Origin of the sequence: Streptomyces sp. NPDC057617, assembly GCF_042800555.1 — a bacterium.
Taxonomy (GTDB): Bacteria; Actinomycetota; Actinomycetes; order Streptomycetales; family Streptomycetaceae; genus Streptomyces.
Map to the genome: position 1 here is coordinate 38,999 of NZ_JBHVGV010000011.1, position 17,275 is coordinate 56,273.

A 17,275-nucleotide genomic window follows, 5' to 3' on the forward strand; every position below is an offset into this window, starting at 1 on the left:
CGTCCGGCGCGTCCGGCGCGCGTCCGGCACGGCCAGGGCGCCCGGCATCCACGGCGCCCACGCGACCCGCTCAGTCGTCGTCCGGCAGCGCCCGGGAGAGGTCCAGGGACGCCGCCACCCGGACCGTCACATCCTCCGCGTACACCGCGTCCGGACGCTCGAAAGCGGCCCGGCTCGCGCCCCGCAGGAACGTCACCACACCCAGCGACCGCCCACGGCTGCGCAGCACCGTGCACAGCGCGTGCACCGCGTCCGCCGGCCACTGCCGCGAGGTCGCCCACGTCGGCGAGGGAGCGGCACCCGCGGGGGCGCTCGCGCGGACCGAGCCCGTACGGTCCATCGCCTGCAACGCCGGATGCCCGACCGCGTACCGCACCGGTATCCCGCCCGCCGCCACCTGCGTACTCGGCCCCGAACCGCCGCCCGCGGGGGTCGCCACCGCCCGTACCAGCCGTACGGGCACGTCCGGCGCCGACGAGAACGAACCGGCGTACGGCTCCCCCACCACCAGATCGATCAGCGCGTGATCCGCGAAGCCCGCCAGCGCGAAGTCCAGATAGACCGTCGCCGCCTCCATCGGGTCCTCGCACTCCACCGCGGCCCGCCCCGCCCGGTGGAGCTGGCTGGACCGGAACCGCAGCCGGTCCGCCTCCTGCGCGGCCCGCTTGGCGTCCGTCGAGTCCTGGAACATCCAGCCCACGCCCAGCGGCACCGGCTCCTCCGCCAGCGGCGACGCCAGCCGCAGAAAACCGCTCCGCCAGCAGCGCCGCCGGTCGCCCTCGGGCGTACGGACCGTCACCCACAGCTCGGTCGGCGACTTCGGCGCGCCCTCGGCCAGCACATGGTGCAGCGCGGCCTCCAGCTCCTCGACGCCCTGGATGACCAGCTCGCCCAGGGGCCGCCCCAGCACCGCCGTACGCCCGGAACCGAGCGCGCGGGCCGCGTAGCTGTTGACGACGGTGGGCCGCAGATCGACATCGACGAGGACGACACCCCACGACGCGTCGTCGAAGAGCGCCTCACTGAGCGCGATGGACCGTTCGAGATCGATCTGCTCATGGACCTCGCTGAACGCGCTGTACACCCCGACGGGCTTGCCGTCCGCCCCGCGCATCCCGGCCGACTGCGTACGGATCAGCACCCGCCCGCCGTCCTTGCGCAGCAGCGCGAACTCGTCGACCTGGCGCCCCGGCGTGTCCATCACGGCCATCAGCCGCGCCTGCACGTCGTCCGCGTCGGCGCTCCGCACGGCCCACCCGGCGAACCCCTGCCGCCCCACGGCCTCCTCGGCCGACCAGCCCAGTATCCGCTCGGCCTCGCGGTTCCAGTGGGTGATCACACCATGCGCGTCGAACGCGCACAGCGCAGCGTCCATCCCGTCCAGCAGCGCGGCAAGCAGATCCGACCCCGCCGCATCCCGCTCCGCCTCGTCCGCCGCCACCGCCCCGGCCTTCGCCTCGGGATCGGGCTCCGGCCCTTCGGGCCCTCGCGCGTCGGTGGTCTCACTCCGAGAAGCACTCATCCTGGCACCCCCTGCAGGGCGTCTCCGCCTGTGCTGACGCACGCCTCGTCATTCAACCCGAACGTGACCCAGCACACACAAGGTTCCCCGAAATCGTTGCTTCGCACAATTCTCCGCCCGGTACGCGATCCCCGCACCACCGGGCGCGTGCGGGCGCATGCCGGGCGCATGCCGGGGCGCGTCAAGATCTCCGTAATTCACTTGTCGCACGCCGAACGGGTTCCTAGTGTGTGGTGCACACGAGAAGGGAGGTGGTTCGGCAGATGTATGCAATCCGGACGCGTGAGGTGACTGCGGGCTAGCGCCCGTTCGTCGCACTCTGTGCGGTGCCGGCTCCGCCGGCCGAAATCCCAAGCAGTCACCGACCCGCGGGCTCGCCGGTACGTCCGGCCGGCTCCTCTTCGGAGGAACCCGAGCCCGCGGGTTTCTGCGTTTTCCGGTGCTGGGGAAGCAGGTGCTGGAGAAGCAGGTGCTGGTTGTACCGGGGCGAGGCGCTCTTCGGGAACGATCCCGTACCGCTCCGGTCTCATCGGTGGATGCCCCCCGAATCGGGCTGTTCCGCACCTCGGACCCCTCAGTAGCGTGCGTCGTGACGGGACTCCCCGACGTACACCCCTGAGCCGAGAAGCGGTGGTTCTGCCATGTCCGTCGAGCACGACGACCAGTCCGGAGCAGCGGTGAGCGCTCGGCGGCCGCGGTGGTGGTGGGTCGCCCTGGTGGCCGGCATGGTCGGCGTGGCCGGCGTCGCGTTCGTCGCCGGGGTGGCCGTCTCGCTGCCCAGGAGCGACACCGCCGCTCCATGGTCGCCCCCCGACCCCGTCTTCCCGGCCGAGGTGGCCGCCACACTCAGAAGTCTGCTGCCGGAAGGTACGGTCGCCCAGGCGAATGAACACGACCCTGGGCCGGACATCGTGCCGAACGGCGCGCAGATCATCTACGACGACGGCAAGGGCCCGGCTGCCATCAGTATTTCCTTCGCCTGGCTTGAGAGTGGCGCGCAGTCCGAGCTGACCCTCGGTTGTCAGCCGGTGAAGCCGACGGAGTACGGCAATTGCCTCGCCCCCGTCAGGCTCCCCGACGGGTCGCGCGTGTCGCTGTCCAAGGGGTACGCGGACATCGACCAGAGAGTCGACACCAAGGAATGGGAGGCCCGGATGATCACCGCGAGCGGGTACTACATTTCCGTCGCCGAGTGGAACTCCGTCGCCCCCCGCGGCGCTCCGATCAGCCGGGACGATCCTCCACTGTCTCAGGAGCAGTTGAAGAAGCTGATCATGGCCGATGTGTGGCGGCGGGTCGTCCACCGTTTCGCCAAGAGCCCGCCGCCTCCTGATCCGCCTGTGCGGGATGTGCTGGACACCGCCGCCCGGCTCCTCCCCAAGGGCCTCGAAGTGGTCGGGCAAGGCGACGGCGACCCGTACCTCTCCGTCGACGACGGCAAGGGCATCACCACGGTCCAGATCAATGTTCACTTCGACGCACACGAGGTCGGCGAGAACGCCTACGAGAAGGTCCCGAGGATTGTCACCCGGCAGGGGCTCGGTGACAAAGGTGTCGAGGGGAGCGTGATGTGGACCGCCGAGGCCAAGCTCGACAATGCTCTCCATGTCGTGATCAGTGCGTTCAACCCCGGCAGCCACGGCGTCCCGACGCGCCCGGCCCCGGCTCTGACGATGAAGCAGTTGCGGGAGATGGCGCTCAGCTCGGAGTGGCACGAACTCGTGGCCTAAGGGCAGAGGCGTTCTATACGCCAGGCCGTGCCCTCGCGGACCTCCTCGCGGATGTAGCGCAGGCGGTCGTGGAGGCGGTTCTCGTGACCCTGCCAGAATTCGACGGTCTCCGGGGTGACGCGGTAGCCGCCCCACTGCGGGGGCACCGGGACCTGTTCGTCGTCCGGGTAGCGGGCCGCCAGGGCTTCGTAGCGGTCGAGCAGGGCCTCGCGGGAGCCGATCGGGGACGACTGGTCGCTGGCCCAGGCGCCGAGCTGGGAGCCGTGGGGGCGGGTGCGGAAGTACGCGGCCGTCTCGTCGCGGCCGGTACGGGCCGCCGTGCCCGTCACGATGATCTGGCGGGCCACCGGGTGCCAGGGGAAGAGCAGCGAGACCTGCGGGTTCGCGTCGATCTCGTGGCCCTTGCGCGAGGTGTAGTTGGTGAAGAAGACAAAGCCGCGCTCGTCGTACCGCTTCAGCAGCACCAGACGCGAGGACGGGCGGCCGTCGGGGGTCGCGGTGGACACCACCATCGCGTTCGGCTCGTGGAGGTCCGAGGCCGCGGCGGCGGTGAACCAGCGGTCGAACTGTTCCATGGGCGCGGCGGCCAGGTCCGCTTCCAGCAGCGGCGTGGTGCGGTACTGCTCGCGCATGACGGCGGGGTCCGTGACAGGGCCCTCAGCCGGGCCCGTGGCAGGACCCGTGGCGGGATCCGGATTCTCGTGAAGCACGGGCCCATCCTGCCGTAGCACCCCTGCCGCCGTGGCACCGCTGCCGTGGCACCGCGGCTGTAGGGCCGAGTTTTCCCGGCACTGAGTGCCGCCAATCCTTCCACCGCGAAGTCTGGCAGTGTGCCGGTTATCACGCTTCCCCGCATCGGAGGAACTCGCCAAAATCTTCGAGTGAGGCACTGTGGCCTTCGAACACCGGAGGCTGTCGTTCCTGCTTCCGGACCGCCGCAGTACGGAGGCATCCACCCGGGGTGACCATCCGTCGCACTCTCATGAGGAGCCGCTCATGTCCGACCTCGCCACCTCCTTCGTACCTGGTCTCGAAGGAGTCGTCGCGTTCGAGACGGAGATCGCCGAACCGGACAAGGAAGGCGGTTCGCTCCGCTACCGGGGCGTCGACATCGAGGACCTGGTCGGGCAGGTCTCCTTCGGCAATGTGTGGGGGCTGCTGGTCGACGGGGCGTTCGATCCCGGTCTGCCGCCCGCCGAGCCCTTCCCCATCCCGGTGCACTCCGGGGACATCAGGGTCGATGTGCAGTCCGCGCTGGCGATGCTCGCGCCGGTCTGGGGCCTGAAGCCGCTGCTCGACATCGATGAGCGGACGGCCCGCGACGATCTGGCGCGCGCCGCCGTCATGGCGCTCTCGTACGTCGCGCAGTCCGCGCGCGGACAGGGCCTGCCGATGGTGCCGCAGCGGGAGATCGACAAGGCGCGCACGGTCGTGGAGCGCTTCATGATCCGCTGGCGCGGCGAGCCCGACCCCCGCCATGTGAAGGCCGTCGACGCGTACTGGACCTCGGCCGCCGAGCACGGCATGAACGCGTCCACGTTCACCGCCCGCGTCATCGCCTCCACCGGCGCGGACGTGGCGGCGGCGCTGTCCGGCGCGGTCGGCGCGATGTCGGGCCCGCTGCACGGTGGGGCGCCCTCGCGGGTGCTCGGGATGATCGAGGAGATCGAGCGTACGGGCGACGCCACCGCGTATGTGAAGCGCGCCCTGGACAACGGCGAGCGGCTGATGGGCTTCGGCCACCGCGTCTACCGGGCCGAGGACCCGCGGGCGCGGGTGCTGCGGCGTACGGCGCGGGACCTGGCGGCGCCGCGGTTCGAGGTGGCGGAGGCGCTGGAGAAGGCCGCGCTGGAGGAGTTGCACGCGCGCAGGCCCGACCGGGTGCTGGCGACGAATGTGGAGTTCTGGGCGGCGATCGTGCTGGACTTCGCGGAGGTGCCGGCGCACATGTTCACGTCCATGTTCACCTGCGCGCGTACGGCGGGCTGGTCGGCGCACATCCTGGAACAGAAGCGCACGGGCCGCCTGGTCCGCCCCTCGGCCCGCTACATCGGCCCGGGCACGCGCGACCCGCGCGAGATCGAGGGCTTCGGCGAAACGGCGGGCTGATCCCTGGCCCGCCCGACCACCCAGCCCGTCCGGCGATTGAGGACAAACCGGCAGCCGGCCGGGCCCGGCAAACCGTCACCGCCTCACGGCGGCAGCACCCCGTCCAGGATCCGCGCCCACTGCGCCACCACCCGCCCCCTCCGCCCACTGTCATCCGTCAGCAGCGTCGCCAGCCCCAGCCCCCGCGCCATGTCCAGCAGCCCCTGGACCGTTTCCCGTACACCCGGAACGGATTCGTCGGCCGCGAGCAGTTCCACCGCGATGCGGTGGGCCTCGCGGCCGACCCGCGCCTCCAGTTCGGTAACCCTGGGACGCAACTGCTCCTCGTCGCCGGCCGCGACCCACAGGTGCAGGGCCGCGCGGAACAGCGGTCCCGTATAGAGCGCCACGATCCCCTCGACCGCCTCGCGCCGGTGTCCTGGCCCGGCAGGGACCAGGGCGCGCAGCGCGGAGGACCGTTCCTCCGCCACGTACTCGACCGCCGCGGTGAACAGGTCCTCGCGGGTCGGGAAGTGGTGCTGGGCCGCGCCCCGCGACACCCCGGCGCGCTCGGCGACGACCGAGACCGTGGAGCCGCCCCACCCGTACTCGGCGAGACAGGCCACCGCGGCCTCCAGCAGCCGCCGCCGGGTGGCACGGCTACGGTCCTGCTTGGGCCCGGTCGAAGCGACGGACGCGGCGGACCCGGTGGACGAGGCAGACCCGACGGACCCGACGGGCACGGCGGACGCGGCGCGCCCAGCGGGCCCAGCGGACTCGATAGACCCGGCGGGCACAGCTCGTACCGGCCCCGCCACATGCGCGGGCCCCGCCGCGCCCGCCGAACCCGCGGGCGCCGGCCCTACCGCACCCACGCCTACCGCACCCACGCAGCGTCCCGCCGTTCCATGAACGCCGTGATGCCCTCGCGCGCCTCCGCCGTCACGAAGAGCGAGGCGGACCGCCGTACGAGATCCTCCGCGTACCGGTCGAAGGCCTCCAGCACCCCCACCGTCAGCAGCTTCTTGGACTCGGCGAGCCCCTGCGGGGACGCCCTGCGCAACCCGTCCAGTACGGGCGCGAGCGCCGCGTCCGCGTCCTCGGCCGCCTCGGTGATCAGCCCGGCCTCCGCCGCGCGCCCGGCGTCGAAGCGCTCGCCGGTGAGGCAGTAGCGGGCCGCCGCGCGCGGTTCGATACGCGGCAGCAGCGGCAGCGAGATCACCGCGGGCGCGACCCCGATCCGTACCTCGGTGAACGCGAAGTCGGACGTACGGTCCGCGATCGCGATGTCGCACGCGCCGAGCAACCCGAGCCCGCCGGCCCGTACATGGCCGCTGACGCGCGCCACGACCGGCTTGGGCAGTTCGATGATCTGCCGCATCAGGGCGACGAAGGCGTACGGGCTCGCCGGTTCCTTGAGGTCGGCGCCCGAACTGAAGGTGGTGCCGGTGTGCGTGAGCACCACGGCCCGTACGGAGGGGTCGGCGCCGCAGGCGGTGAGGGCGTCCCCGAGAGCGGCGACGAGCCTCGCCGACAGGGCGTTGCGGTTCGTCGGCGAGTCCAGGGTCAGGGTGGTGATGCCCCGCTCGTGCGCGGCGGTTACCGGATTCGCCTGATGGTCCGTCACGTCCGTCACATGTTCTCCCTGTCCCGGGACCACGAGTCGCGCCCGTGCGGGCCAGGCGCCTCGGGCCCGTACGAAGGCTGGTCGTACGCCACCGGCCCCTGCGGCTCGTACGGCACAGCCCTCTGCGGCACAGCCCCCTGCGACCCGACCTCGCGCACCTCACCCACCTCGCGCGCCTCACCCACCTCGGGGTTCCTCTCCTCGCGGTCCCTCAGTTCGCGTCTGAGGATCTTGCCGGACGCGGCACGTGGCACGCTTCCGGTGAACTCGACCCGGCGGACCTTCTTGTACGGCGCGACCCGCTCGGCAACATAGGCCATCACATCACCCTCGGTGAGCGCCCCCGCACCGGGCCGCCGCACGACATACGCCTTGGGCACCTCGTTGCCATCGCTGTCGTACACACCGATCACCGCCGCGTCCGCGATCGACTCGTGTGTCAGCAGTACGGCTTCCAGATCGGCCGGGGCGACCTGGAAGCCCTTGTACTTGATGAGTTCCTTGACCCGGTCGACGACGAAGAGCCAGCCGTCCGCGTCGACCGTCCCCACATCGCCGGTGTGCACCCACCCGTCCGCGTCGATCATCTCGGCGGTCGCCTCCGGCCGCCCGAGATAGCCCTTCATGACCTGCGGGCCACGCAACAGGATCTCGCCCTCGGTGCCCGGGCCGGTGTCGAGATCCGGGTCGTCGAGGGAGACGATGCGCATCTCGGTGCTGGGCAGCAGCTTGCCGACCGTACCGGCCGGCGAGCCAACGGCGGAGAGCGGTACGACATGGGTGCCGGGCGACAGTTCCGTCATCCCGTACGCCTGCCGTACGGGCGGCAGATTCAGCCGGGCCGAACAGGCGGCGGCCAGCCGGGCGTCCAGCGGGGCGGCGGCGCTGAGGATGTAGTCGAGCGAGGACAGGTCGTACCGCGCGACCGCCGGGTGCTTGGCCAGCGCGAGCACGATGGGCGGGGCGACGTACAGCCCGTTGATACGGTGCCGCTCGATGGCCGCCAGGAACTGGTCGAGGTCGAAGCGCGGCAGCACGACGACGGTCGCGCCATGGCGCAGCGGCGCGTTCATCAAAGCGGTAAGCCCGTAGATATGAAAAAACGGCAGAACGGCCAGAATACGATCGCCTGGCCCCATCGGCATGACCGGTTCGAGCTGCGCCAGATTGGTCGCGATGGAACGGTGCGTGAGCATCACCCCCTTCGGGAGGCCGGTCGTACCGGAGGAGTACGGGAGGGCCGCGATGTCCTCGCCGGGGTCGATGGCGACGTCGGGGCTGGCGTCCGGAGCGGCTGCTTCACCGGCCGACGCGGCCATGGCCATGTCGAGGACCGAACGGTGCCCGTCCGCCGCCCGGTCGCTGACGAAGATCTCCTGTATCCCGCCCACGAGTTCGGCCGAACGCCGCACCACATCGAGCAGCGGCGACACGGTCACGATCCACCGCGCGGAGGAGTCGCGGAGCTGAGTGGCGAGTTCCTCCGGCGTGGCGAGCGGATGGGTGGTGGTGACGGAGGCGCCGGCGCGGGTGGCGGCGTAGAAGACGGCCGGGTAGGCGATGGTGTTGGGGCTGTGCAGGGCCAGGACATCGCCCTTGCGCACACCCGCGTCGGCAAAGGCGGCGGCGATCTGCCGGTGCAGACCGTCGAGTTGGGCGTACGTGAGGCTGGTCGGCGGCAGCCCGTCCCCACCGGCACCGGGCGTACCGAGCAGCCCATCCCCACCGGCCCCGGGCGCGCCACTCGTACCGTCGACGAGCGCGACCGTACCCCCGAACTCGGCCGCCCGGCCCAACACGGCCTCGTGGATGGGCAGATCGACGGCCGGGACATCCTCGTACTCACTGCGGAACACCATGGGACAACCCCTTCGACGCGGCATCGGGCGAGCAGGCGTTGGGACAGCAAGAATCGCCTGTATCACCACGCCTTGGGGAGACCCAGGACCCAACGGACCCCGCAAGACAGTCAACCCTTGCTGCATCTATCGATATTCGATAGATTTCCATCGTAACTCGATGGAGGGATGCGTCATGGGAAAGCTGACCGTGGGTGCGCTGCGCGCCGTGCTCGTGGTGGTGCTCGCCGGCACCGTGTTCGTACAGGCAGGGATGGTGTGGGCGCTGGCCAGCGGGAACGACCCGGAGGACGGGGCACTCCCGCTGACCCCGCTGCGCGTGATCACGGTCATCGGCATGGTGTCGGTCCAGGCCGCCCTGGTCTGCGTATGGCGACTGGTGGCGATGGTGCGACGCGGCACCGTGTTCTCCCACGCCGCCTTCCGCTACGTGAACGGCATGATCGGCGCGATCGTGGCGGCCGCCCTCGTGTGGTTCGCGGTCACGGCCGTCAACGCCCCCGGCCAGCGGGACGACCCGGGCGTCACCGTCATCATGGCCGGGATCGGCGTGGCCATCCTGGGGGTCGCGCTCATCGTGCTCGTACTGCGGATGCTGCTCACCCAGGCCGTCACACGCAACGCCGAAGCAGCCCAGATGCAGGCCGAACTGGACGAGGTGATCTGATGCCGATCACCGTCGACATCGACGTGATGCTGGCCAAGCGGAAAATGTCCGTGGGAGACCTCGCGGACCGCGTAGGGATCACACCCGCCAACCTGGCCGTACTCAAGAACGGCCGCGCCAAAGCCGTACGCTTCACGACCCTCGCCGCGCTCTGCGAGGCGCTCGACTGCCAGCCCGGCGACCTGCTGCGCTGGCAGCCCGAGAACACCGAGAGCCAATGAACCGTGCCCGCCGACGCGTCACCGCCGATCCCGCTCCGGCCGGGCCTGACGGTCCGGCGGGCCTAACGGTCCGGCCGGAAGGCTTTTCCGTATCGGCCCGCAATGTCTATGCGTCGGCCCGCACTTCCGCCCGCTTCACGTACGCCGCGTGTTCCGCGTCCAGGTCCACGACCGTGAATTCCTGGAGTTCCATGATGAGTTGGCCCGCCAGCACCCACCTGATCCGCCGGCTCTCGAAGGCCACCCCGCCCGCTTCGTACATCACCGGAAAGGCCCCGCCCGGCTGGTACACGACCCCGTGCACCCCCGCCACGACGAATGTCTTGACGCGCAACGCCACATGGCGTTTGCGTAAGTGCGGACAGGCCCCGACCGACGCGACCGCGCAGGGCACGCACAGCGGCGGATGCGTGGTGACAAAGCCCGGCTTGTGCAACTCCGGGTAATCCGCGTCCTCGCCGACCACCCACAACGTCCCTTTGGGGGTACGGTCCGACGGCCCGCCACAGATCTGGCACAGCAGCTTCCGCATCGCGCGGCGCTGCCGCAGAAAATGCACATTCCCGAACTCCGGCCGCCCTTTGCCCGGGCTGATGCCGACCCGTTTCCAGAGGATGCCGAAGTCGTCGCGTTCGTACGGCCCTTCGTCGGCGTACGCGATACCGCCGCCCCGGACGACCAACGTCCCCTGGGGCCGGTGCTCCGAGGACCAGCACGCGATGTACGGAACGACCGGAGGCTTACCCGTCGGCTTACCTGCCGGCTTACCCACCGGCGCGGTCATGAGCAGTCCCGCTCGACGGGCCGTACGAGCGGTACCGACAGTGACGCCCACACCACTTTCCCCGGCCCGCCCCGGTCGGCCACCCCCCACTCGTCCGCCAGTGCCTCGACCAGCAGCAGCCCCCGCCCGTCCGGAGCCTCCGGACCGGCCGGCCGAGGCCGCGGCCGGTCCGGCGAACCGTCGTGCACCTCAATGCGCAGCGCACCCGAACTGCGGAAGTAACGCGTCTCGATGACCTGTTCCGGCGTCACCTTCGCGTGCAGCCCGGCATTGCTCAGCAGTTCCGACAGAATCAGAACGGCCGAGTCCTCCAGGACGGACAGCCCCCAATCCGCGAGCGCCTTCCGCAGTTCCTGCCGCGCGAATGCGACGCATCGCGGATCCGGGCTCCAGCGCAGCACAACGCGGCTGCCGGTTGGGTTCGTTGGGTTCGGCGGGTTCGTCGGGTTCGGCGTGGGTTTCCCGTACATGTCACACGGCCTCCATCTGCCCTTTTTCACTCTCGACCAAGTCGACCGAATCGCTGCGGAACATGGGCAGAATGCGCTTCCATGACAAGGTCCGCTCCTCTCCGTAGCGAAACGGCTACCGGGAGCACTCAGCGTGGCGTAGGGTCCGGAATCGTTCAACGTGTCATAGACGGCAAGAGAGTTGGTGCCAGATGGTCAACCGGAAGGAACTCAACCCCGACAGCAGCCCGCAAGCCGCCTACGGAGCACAACTGCGCGGCTTCAGGGAGGGGAAGGGCTGGAAGCAGGAAGATCTGTCCGACCGGATGGAATATTCCAGCACGCATATTTCGGCAGTTGAAACTGGTCGGAAGATGCCAACCTTGCGGTTTGCGCGCGGTGCTGACCGCGCGTTGGGCACCGGCGATCTGTTCGAGCGCAAGTGCCGCGAGATCAAGCATGGCGCCCTGCTGGAAGGCTTCTCGGAGTACGTGGGGTACGAGGGCCGGGCGGTCGAGATCCGGCTGTTCGAGATCGGGATCATCCCTGGTCTGTTGCAGACTCCGGAGTACGCACGGGTGCTCGCCGACACTGCCGTACAGCGGGGCGCCATCACGCCCGAGCAGGCCGACGAACGAATCTCGGTTCTGACGGAACGGCAGCAAGCGTTGGAGCGGGTCCGCCCGCCGATGGTGTTTGTCGTCCTGGACGAGAGCTGCATCCGGCGATCCGTCGGGGGCCGTGCGGTCATGGAGCCGCAGCTTGAGCGGCTGGTCGAGTTTGCTGCCGCCCCCAACACAGTGCTACAGGTAGCCCCGTTCGATATGGGCGAGCGCCGTTCGTTCAACCTCCCGGTCCACTTGCTGACGCAGTCCGACCGGTCCGTTGCCGCCTACACCGAGTCTCAAACTCAAGGACACCTAGACCGTGAGACGTCTTCCGTAGTGCCCCTGCTGACGGCCTACCATCAGCTACAGGCCGAAGCGCTCTCTCAGGCGGCTTCCGTGGCCATGATCGAGCAGGTACGAAAGGGCACCCCGTGACGACCGAGTCCCCCCGTTGGTTCACATCTTCCTACAGCGACAACGGCGGCGCCTGTGTTGAGGTCGCCGCCAACCTCGCCGCTTCCCACGGCGTGGTCCCCGTCCGCGACTCCAAGAACCCGAACGGCCCGGCCCTGCACATCCCGACCGCCGCGTTCACCGCATTCGTGACGGCCGTCAAGGCGGCCGAGTCCCCCGGCGGCTTCGACGAGTGAAAGGACACCCCGTGACGACCGAGCCCCCGCGCTGGCGCAAGTCCTCGTACAGCAACAACGGCGGCCAGTGCATCGAGGTGGCCACCAACCTCGCCACCTCACACGGCGCAGTCCCCATCCGCGACTCCAAGAACATGAGCGGCCCGACCCTGACCATCCCGGCCACCGCGTTCACCGCATTCGTGACGGCCGTCAAGACGGCAGAGTCCCCCCGCCCGTAAGGCGCTTGAGCCCCGCCGCTCCGTCCTCCGGAGCGCCGGGGCTCTTCGCTATCCCGGCGAGGGCTACGGCCTGGCGGCTGCGGGACGGTAGGACCGGCGTGACACGCGAGGGAGAGGGAGAGGGAAACGGAGACCATGGTGACGGGCAAGAAGGTATGGGCGTTGGTCGTGGCGGCGTTCCTCGTCGGCGCCGGGGCGACGTTCGCGGTGACAGTCGTGGTGGACGGCGATCCGAAGGTGACGGTCCAGCCGGAGTCCGCGGCGAACGCGGACGTGCCGCGGACCCGTGAGGGGCTCATTGCCGCGTGGACGGCCGAGCTGAAGAAGGCGGGCAAGGAGAAGCCGGACGGCTGGGAGACGCTGACCACGGAAGAGATCCGCGACCGGTACCTGTCGCAGTACTTCATCAACGCGCCCGACGCCGAGGACATCGACCCGGGCATGGCCAGGCGGGACTGACCGACCCGGGCAATGACGAAGAGGCCCCGCAGCCGCAGGGACTGTGAGGCCTTTTCGTGCATGTGCCGGTCTACGTGCTTGGGTGCTGATCTACGCGTTCGGGTGCCGGTCTACGCGTTTGCGTGCCGATCTACGCGTTGCGCGCCCGTCTACGCGTTGATCTCGTTGATCACGGCTACGGCTTGGTCGCCGTGCTCGGAGCCGAACAGGTCGTCGTTCCTGCGGGTGTCGTTCTCGGACTCGTAGTGGGAGTTCGCGCTGATGATCTGAGCCTCGGTCGTGAAGATCGGACCGCCGGAAGCCCCCCGGCCCATGTCGCAGTCGATCTTGACCCGGTTGTCGAGCGGGTTCCAGTCGAACGCGTCCTCGGCGTTTCCGGTGCAGTAGAAGTGTATGAAGCCGTCCATGTCGGTGCGGTTGTAGCCCTCTCCGGGGTACCCGGAGGAGATGACGTCGGAGAAGTCCGACCCGGCGCCGAACCGGTAGCCCAGCGCGCCGACAGCGGCCGTCAGGGACGTGTAGCCCGGCGGCACGGCCACGTTGAACGCGGCCAGATCGGCGTCGTCGTAGTCGCCGTCAGCGGTCCACTGCTCCGGTGCGACCTTCTTCGTCGCGACCCACTTGCCCCACGGTGCGTCGTAGCCGTCGGGGTTCTGGTCGTTCTTCTTGAACCCGGGCATGAACGTGATGTTGTTGTAGAACCCTTCCGCGCCGGTGCCGTCGCCGGGGTGGACGCAATGCCCGGCGGTCCACACCGTGTTCCCGGTGTCGGAGACGATGGAGGCGCCGCTGCACCCGAACTCTTCGCCGTCCTTGTTCGTGTACAGGATCTTCCCCGCGACGACGAACGGCTGATTCTGGGGGAACGGCACCCTCTGTGCCACCGGCATCTCCGGCACGGCCGCGGCGAGAGCCATCGGCTTGTCGTCGGCGGGAAGGACCGGATCGGCTTCCGCCTTCAGGCCCAGGCTGTCGGTCTTGGCGATGTCCGCGGCCCGGCCGGTCAGCTCCTCGCCCTTGCGGACGGGGGCGCCACTGCCGGCTTCCTCGTTGGCGAGCGCCCGCTTGACACGGGCCGGCGTCCAGAAGTCCCGAACCTTCTGCGCATCGGCGGTCTGCACGCCGACCGTCACCGCCGGGGCCTGGGCCGGGGCCGGGGGCTGGGCGTCGGCCGCCGTGGCAGTCGTCAGGGTCGCCGGGATCAGCGTGATCGCGAATAAAGCGGCCACAGCCGCTTTGCGGGTTCGGGTCCGGGTCCGGGTCCGGGTCCGGGTCCGAGATATGCGCACGGTGTGATGCCCCTTCATCATTTGTTCCCCCTCTGGTTACCGGCGCGTTCGGCCGGCCCGCCGGAAGTACAACACCGGACACCAGGGGAGCAGAAGATGGCATGTTCACGACGGCTTGGAGTGGCCACACGATTGGCCGGAGGATGCGACTGAGGTGACGCGTCGCCGCGGCCCAGCGGGAGGCAGCGCGCCTCGACCGCGTACGTATCTGGACATCCCAGCCGGCGCGCTCACCTCGTCCGCGGCGGGCGCCGTACCCTCGGCGGGTGGGGGGCGGCCATCTGATCGCCCCCCCACCCCCCAACCCACGGTTTCAGGAGCAGAAGCCGATGACACCGATGCCAGGTCGTTTCACCGCGTACCGCATCCAGCTCACGCACTGCATCGCGGCCTCCTCGACCTCCGGCTCCAGCGACGGCGCCTGCCCCGACTCCTCGACCGCGCGCTTGGCCGTCTCGAACTCCTCCAGCGCCCGGACTATCTGTTCGTGTGTCCACTCGCCGCAGCCCGGTACGGAGGCGTACGGCAGCGGAGCGGGCAGCCCGCCATAGCTGAAGGCTTCCACGGACACGGCGGTGATGCCGAGGGCTTTCAGCCCCTGGTCGACGTCGGAAAGCCAGTCGCCTCTGTGCGGGGTAAAGCAGTCATTGGGCAGAAACGCGCCGGTGAGCGAGCACAGCCGGTCGTAGGCATAGCCGTACTGAAAGGCGTGCTCCCGGTCCTCACTGAAGGGCCCGCCATAAACGACCGCGCGCAGTGCCTCGTACGCCGTGGGGGCGCCCTGCTCGATCGCATGGCTGTGGTAGTCGTCGTCGCGGGCCAGATCATCCCCGAAGTCCTCGCGTATCGTCTCCAGCAACTGGTCGTCACGGGATCCGACGAAGGCGCGCGTGGCGGCGACGTCGAGCAAGTAGACGCTGAGAGAAGAACTCATCCCCCAAACCTAGGCCAGCCCGCGAACCCCCCGAAAACCGGGCCGAAGAGCCCCCCCCCGGGAGGCGGCACGGCCCCGCCGGGCCTCGGGCCTTGCCCGCGCGGCCCGACGCAAGGGGGGCACCTCCTCCGGGAGACGACGCGGCCCCGCTGAGTACGTACCGGTCGCCGGAACGAGCCCGTCGGCCACAAGGTTGCGTGCGTACGAAGGGACGCGATCGCGGGACGTCGGGCCCTGGGTGAACGAGAATGCCCCCAGAGGCAAGCGGAACGGCCACCCCAATTGCCCACAAGGGCAAGGAAAAGGAGCTACACCGGTTCCCCCAAAAGCAAGCAAAACCAGCCCACCCCCGAACAAAACCCCAGCTCAGCAACTCTGCTCCCCGCACACGCGGGGTTGATCCCGACGGGAGCGACGGGGCGTCGTCGTCCGCAAGCTGCTCCCCGCGCGTGCGGGGGTGATCCCACTGCGGATGGCCAGCGCCGCGTGGTGCGGGTCTGCTCCCCGCGCACGCGGGGATGTTCCCTGGGGCGACGGTCTGTCCCTCGCCGGAGGCGCCTGCTCCCCGCACACGCGGGGGTGGTCTCGCGCGCACCCCGACCGCGCACGCTGCCAGCCAGTGCGGAGACGAAGGTGTGGTCCCCGCACACGCGGGGTTGAGCTTGGCACCACCCGCCGCGCAGGGGCCTCCGCGCCGCGGTCCCCGCGCATGCGGGGTTGATCCCAACGACGACGTGCCGGGCATGGGCACGCCCCTGTGGTCTCCGCACGCGGGGGTGTTCCGTGGTCTACGACGTACCGCAGTCGGCCATCAGAACGTTCCTCGCGCGGGCGGGGGTGGCCGGGTACGCGGCGGCGGGTACGGTCCTTCGAGTTGGGCAGGTGGGCGTGCGGCAACGCTGGCAGTGACCGGGCACATGGACCTGACCGAGGCGAGCCTGCCGCTCGTACGGGCCGTGCTGCGCGAGGCATTGGCGTCCTATCGCGGGGACCTCACCGGGTCTCGTGCATCGCGGCCGGGGCAAGCAGCCTGTTCGCACAGGAAATCACCGCGCTCGGAGGACGGCTGATCGTAGTGATCCCCTCACGCGACTACCGGGACAAGAAGGTGAAGCCGGACCACGCACCGGTCTTCGACCTCCTGCCACGGGAGGCAGCCGAGCCCCCGGTAATGGCTCATAAGGCGGCAAACCGGCCAGCACGCGAAACCGCCAACACCGAACTGCTGAAGCAGACCGATCGCCTCGTCGCGATATGGAACGCCGAGCCCCCCTCGGGCGAGAGCGGCGGCACCGCGGACGTGGTGACCGAAGTCCGCGAAGCCGGCCTTCCAGTGGACGTGGCATAGCCGAACGGCGCCACGCGCCAACCCATGCGAGCAGTCATGCGGGCGGCCTGAACTGCGCGGCGTGTCCCGGCCGTACAGGCGACGAGCACGGCGGCGCCGGCGGCCGGAACGAGGGCGTCCGGACACAAGGTTGCGCACGAAGGGGCGCGATCGCGGGACGTCCGGCCCTGGGTGAACGAGAATGCCCCCAGGGGCAAGCGGAACGGCTACCCCAATTGCCCACAAGGGCAAGGAAAAGGAGCGATGCCGGTTCCCCCGAAAGCAAGCAAAACCAGCCCACCACCCGAACAAAACCCCAGCTCAGCAACTCTGCTCCCCGCACACGCGGGGCTGGTCCCGTCGTCCAGGGCCTTTGGTCCGGAATCCAGTCGTGCTCCCCGCACACGCGGGGCTGGTCCCAACGGCGGCGAGTGGATCGGCACGGTGATCCGGTGCTCCCCGCACACGCGGGGTTGTTCCCATGTGGCGGGCCTGGTACTCGGGCAACACTGACTGCTCCCCGCACACGCGGGGTTGTTCCCGACGTGGCCCAGTCGACCTGCTTGGTCTGGATCTGCTCCCCGCACACGCGGAGTTGATCCCCCGGCGATCGGGTACCGGCTGACGCTGGAGCAGTGCTCCCCGCACACGCGGGGTTGATCCCATGTACGCCATGCCCGCGGTGGACTCGCCATCGCGCTCCCCGCACACGCGGGGTTGGTCCCGCCTGGAACACGGCCTCGGCCGCCGTGTCGAGCCGCTCCCCGCACACGCGGGGTTGGTCCCTCGGGCTGGCACGTCTCCGACCGGGCCACAGTCTGCTCCCCGCACACGCGGGGG

The 17,275-nt window shown here is 69.9% G+C and carries 17 protein-coding genes and 1 pseudogene; 9 read left to right on the plus strand and 9 right to left on the minus strand.

Annotated features, from left to right (window positions below; translation table 11 throughout):
• Window positions 1-70: 70 nt before the first annotated feature.
• Complete coding sequence (locus ACFU9P_RS25595; protein WP_376377457.1) at window positions 71-1,522, minus strand: PAS domain-containing protein; 1,452 nt, start codon at window positions 1,520-1,522, stop codon at window positions 71-73.
• 641 nt (window positions 1,523-2,163) lie between these two features.
• Between ACFU9P_RS25595 and ACFU9P_RS25600 the strand changes: the two genes are divergently transcribed.
• Window positions 2,164-3,252, plus strand: a complete 1,089-nt coding sequence (locus tag ACFU9P_RS25600; RefSeq protein ID WP_384084886.1) for a hypothetical protein — start codon at window positions 2,164-2,166, stop codon at window positions 3,250-3,252.
• On the opposite strand, the gene pdxH is transcribed toward ACFU9P_RS25600, so the two are convergent.
• A complete protein-coding gene (pdxH, locus tag ACFU9P_RS25605; RefSeq protein ID WP_376377453.1) occupies window positions 3,249-3,884 on the minus strand; it encodes a pyridoxamine 5'-phosphate oxidase in 636 nt (211 codons plus the stop codon). The genes ACFU9P_RS25600 and pdxH overlap by 4 nt on opposite strands.
• A 364-nt stretch (window positions 3,885-4,248) precedes the next feature.
• Between pdxH and ACFU9P_RS25610 the strand changes: the two genes are divergently transcribed.
• Window positions 4,249-5,361, plus strand: a complete 1,113-nt coding sequence (locus tag ACFU9P_RS25610) for a citrate synthase 2 (protein WP_376377451.1) — start codon at window positions 4,249-4,251, stop codon at window positions 5,359-5,361.
• An 83-nt stretch (window positions 5,362-5,444) separates the two neighbouring features.
• On the opposite strand, the gene ACFU9P_RS25615 is transcribed toward ACFU9P_RS25610, so the two are convergent.
• The 3 genes from ACFU9P_RS25615 to ACFU9P_RS25625 all read right to left on the minus strand — a co-directional run bounded on the left by ACFU9P_RS25615 (window position 5,445) and on the right by ACFU9P_RS25625 (window position 8,826).
• Entirely contained in the window at window positions 5,445-6,083 is a 639-nt protein-coding gene (locus ACFU9P_RS25615) for a TetR/AcrR family transcriptional regulator (protein ID WP_384084890.1), read from the minus strand.
• Between the two features lie 134 nt (window positions 6,084-6,217).
• Complete coding sequence (locus ACFU9P_RS25620; RefSeq protein ID WP_384084893.1) at window positions 6,218-6,976, minus strand: enoyl-CoA hydratase family protein; 759 nt, start codon at window positions 6,974-6,976, stop codon at window positions 6,218-6,220.
• The gene (locus ACFU9P_RS25625) at window positions 6,973-8,826 is read right to left on the minus strand and encodes a 4-coumarate--CoA ligase family protein (RefSeq protein WP_384084896.1); all 1,854 of its coding nucleotides are present in this window, start codon (window positions 8,824-8,826) and stop codon (window positions 6,973-6,975) included. Before ACFU9P_RS25625 ends, ACFU9P_RS25620 begins: the two co-directional genes overlap by 4 nt.
• Window positions 8,827-9,001: 175 nt before the next feature.
• On the opposite strand from ACFU9P_RS25625, the gene ACFU9P_RS25630 reads away from it, so the two are divergent.
• Together ACFU9P_RS25630 and ACFU9P_RS25635 are read left to right on the plus strand one after the other, a co-directional pair.
• Window positions 9,002-9,493: a DUF2975 domain-containing protein gene (locus ACFU9P_RS25630; RefSeq protein ID WP_384084899.1), complete on the plus strand. Its 492-nt coding sequence runs from the start codon at window positions 9,002-9,004 to the stop codon at window positions 9,491-9,493.
• Window positions 9,493-9,714 carry a helix-turn-helix domain-containing protein gene (locus ACFU9P_RS25635; protein ID WP_376377441.1) on the plus strand — a complete coding sequence of 74 codons (222 nt, stop codon included), beginning with the start codon at window positions 9,493-9,495 and terminating at the stop codon, window positions 9,712-9,714. Before ACFU9P_RS25630 ends, ACFU9P_RS25635 begins: the two co-directional genes overlap by 1 nt.
• 106 nt (window positions 9,715-9,820) lie before the next feature.
• Here ACFU9P_RS25635 and ACFU9P_RS25640 read toward each other — a convergent pair whose 3' ends face one another.
• Window positions 9,821-10,498 (minus strand): hypothetical protein, encoded by a 678-nt coding sequence (locus ACFU9P_RS25640; RefSeq protein ID WP_384084902.1) that lies wholly within the window; start codon window positions 10,496-10,498, stop codon window positions 9,821-9,823.
• The gene (locus ACFU9P_RS25645; protein ID WP_376377437.1) at window positions 10,495-10,968 is read right to left on the minus strand and encodes an ATP-binding protein; all 474 of its coding nucleotides are present in this window, start codon (window positions 10,966-10,968) and stop codon (window positions 10,495-10,497) included. The genes ACFU9P_RS25640 and ACFU9P_RS25645 overlap by 4 nt, the downstream gene beginning before the upstream one ends.
• A gap of 191 nt (window positions 10,969-11,159) precedes the next feature.
• Between ACFU9P_RS25645 and ACFU9P_RS25650 the strand changes: the two genes are divergently transcribed.
• The 4 genes from ACFU9P_RS25650 to ACFU9P_RS25665 all read left to right on the plus strand — a co-directional run bounded on the left by ACFU9P_RS25650 (window position 11,160) and on the right by ACFU9P_RS25665 (window position 12,885).
• Window positions 11,160-11,990 carry a Scr1 family TA system antitoxin-like transcriptional regulator gene (locus tag ACFU9P_RS25650; protein ID WP_384084905.1) on the plus strand — a complete coding sequence of 277 codons (831 nt, stop codon included), beginning with the start codon at window positions 11,160-11,162 and terminating at the stop codon, window positions 11,988-11,990.
• On the plus strand, window positions 11,987-12,205 hold the full coding sequence (locus ACFU9P_RS25655) for a DUF397 domain-containing protein (RefSeq protein ID WP_384084908.1): 219 nt from the start codon (window positions 11,987-11,989) through the stop codon (window positions 12,203-12,205). The genes ACFU9P_RS25650 and ACFU9P_RS25655 overlap by 4 nt, the downstream gene beginning before the upstream one ends.
• 11 nt (window positions 12,206-12,216) lie before the next feature.
• Window positions 12,217-12,426 (plus strand): DUF397 domain-containing protein, encoded by a 210-nt coding sequence (locus tag ACFU9P_RS25660; protein ID WP_384084911.1) that lies wholly within the window; start codon window positions 12,217-12,219, stop codon window positions 12,424-12,426.
• A gap of 135 nt (window positions 12,427-12,561) precedes the next feature.
• The gene (locus tag ACFU9P_RS25665; RefSeq protein WP_384084914.1) at window positions 12,562-12,885 is read left to right on the plus strand and encodes a hypothetical protein; all 324 of its coding nucleotides are present in this window, start codon (window positions 12,562-12,564) and stop codon (window positions 12,883-12,885) included.
• A 149-nt stretch (window positions 12,886-13,034) separates the two neighbouring features.
• Here ACFU9P_RS25665 and ACFU9P_RS25670 read toward each other — a convergent pair whose 3' ends face one another.
• Together ACFU9P_RS25670 and ACFU9P_RS25675 are read right to left on the minus strand one after the other, a co-directional pair.
• Window positions 13,035-14,114, minus strand: coding sequence for a trypsin-like serine peptidase (locus ACFU9P_RS25670; protein ID WP_384084917.1), 1,080 nt, complete (start codon window positions 14,112-14,114; stop codon window positions 13,035-13,037).
• 373 nt (window positions 14,115-14,487) lie between these two features.
• Window positions 14,488-15,108, minus strand: a complete 621-nt coding sequence (locus ACFU9P_RS25675; protein WP_384084920.1) for a hypothetical protein — start codon at window positions 15,106-15,108, stop codon at window positions 14,488-14,490.
• A gap of 917 nt (window positions 15,109-16,025) precedes the next feature.
• Between ACFU9P_RS25675 and ACFU9P_RS25680 the strand changes: the two are divergent.
• Window positions 16,026-16,456 (plus strand): annotated as a pseudogene (locus tag ACFU9P_RS25680) (hypothetical protein).
• Window positions 16,457-17,275 lie beyond the last annotated feature (819 nt).

Coding starts and splice junctions, on each gene's coding strand:
- ACFU9P_RS25600 (WP_384084886.1), top strand. CDS start 2,164: ATGTCCGTCGAGCACGACGACCAGTCCGGAGCAGCGGTGAGCGCTCGG.
- ACFU9P_RS25625 (WP_384084896.1), bottom strand. CDS start 8,826: ATGGTGTTCCGCAGTGAGTACGAGGATGTCCCGGCCGTCGATCTGCCC.
- ACFU9P_RS25665 (WP_384084914.1), top strand. CDS start 12,562: ATGGTGACGGGCAAGAAGGTATGGGCGTTGGTCGTGGCGGCGTTCCTC.
- ACFU9P_RS25610 (WP_376377451.1), top strand. CDS start 4,249: ATGTCCGACCTCGCCACCTCCTTCGTACCTGGTCTCGAAGGAGTCGTC.
- ACFU9P_RS25630 (WP_384084899.1), top strand. CDS start 9,002: ATGGGAAAGCTGACCGTGGGTGCGCTGCGCGCCGTGCTCGTGGTGGTG.
- ACFU9P_RS25635 (WP_376377441.1), top strand. CDS start 9,493: ATGCCGATCACCGTCGACATCGACGTGATGCTGGCCAAGCGGAAAATG.
- ACFU9P_RS25595 (WP_376377457.1), bottom strand. CDS start 1,522: ATGAGTGCTTCTCGGAGTGAGACCACCGACGCGCGAGGGCCCGAAGGG.
- ACFU9P_RS25675 (WP_384084920.1), bottom strand. CDS start 15,108: ATGAGTTCTTCTCTCAGCGTCTACTTGCTCGACGTCGCCGCCACGCGC.
- ACFU9P_RS25650 (WP_384084905.1), top strand. CDS start 11,160: ATGGTCAACCGGAAGGAACTCAACCCCGACAGCAGCCCGCAAGCCGCC.
- ACFU9P_RS25645 (WP_376377437.1), bottom strand. CDS start 10,968: ATGTACGGGAAACCCACGCCGAACCCGACGAACCCGCCGAACCCAACG.
- pdxH (WP_376377453.1), bottom strand. CDS start 3,884: ATGCGCGAGCAGTACCGCACCACGCCGCTGCTGGAAGCGGACCTGGCC.
- ACFU9P_RS25640 (WP_384084902.1), bottom strand. CDS start 10,498: ATGACCGCGCCGGTGGGTAAGCCGGCAGGTAAGCCGACGGGTAAGCCT.